At 74.8% G+C, this 698-nt stretch carries 1 protein-coding gene; it reads right to left on the reverse strand.

Translation table 11 applies throughout. The features are described from left to right. Positions 1 to 38 precede the first annotated feature (38 nt). Positions 39 to 698 (reverse strand): PucR family transcriptional regulator (locus tag CCN29_RS33290; RefSeq protein ID WP_442538654.1); only part of this gene is annotated, 660 nt, incomplete at its 5' end.

Here is a 698-nt window from a genome sequence, read left to right on the forward strand (position 1 = left end):
CCCCCGCCCTGTGTCCTGCGCCCTGCGCCCTGCCCGGCTCAGCCGGCCTCCCCCGCCGTCGCCTTCAAGGCAAGCCACAACTCCATCCGCACATCCGGGTCGTCCAGCGACCGCCCCAGGATTTCCTCCACCCGCCGCATGCGATACCGCAACGTGTGACGGTGAACCCCGAGATCCGCCGCCGCCGCGTCCCACTGCCCGTGCCGGGACAGCCAGGCCCGCAAAGAAGCGACAAGGTCTCCCCTCCCCGTCGCGTCGTGGTCGCGCAGCGCCCGCAACAACCCGTCCGCGAACGCCTTGACCGCGTCATCGGCCAACAACGGCAGCACGGACCCCGCGGCCATCTGCTCGTGCTCCACCAGCACCCTGCCCCGCCGCCGGGCCACGGACAGCGCCTGTTCGGCCTGCTTGTAGGCGGCGGACGCGGTGATCGGACCGGCCGGCGCGGACAGTCCGACGACCAGATCGCCGTCGTCGCTCCTGCGGGCGGCCTCACGCGCCGCCGCGTGCTCGCAGCACGCGCTCACCACCGTGCCGCCGTCGGCGGCGAGCACGACCAGCCGCTCCCCCTCCGGCACGGCGAGAACCGGCTCGCCGAAGCGTGCGGCAGCGGACTCGGCGGCCTCGGCGAGGGCCCCGAGGGCGTCACTGCTCGCCTCTCCCTGGGAGCGACCCGCACGCCCCCCGCCGCCACCACC

Origin of the sequence: Streptomyces pseudogriseolus (assembly GCA_002154585.1) — a bacterium.
Taxonomy (GTDB): domain Bacteria; phylum Actinomycetota; class Actinomycetes; order Streptomycetales; family Streptomycetaceae; genus Streptomyces; species Streptomyces pseudogriseolus.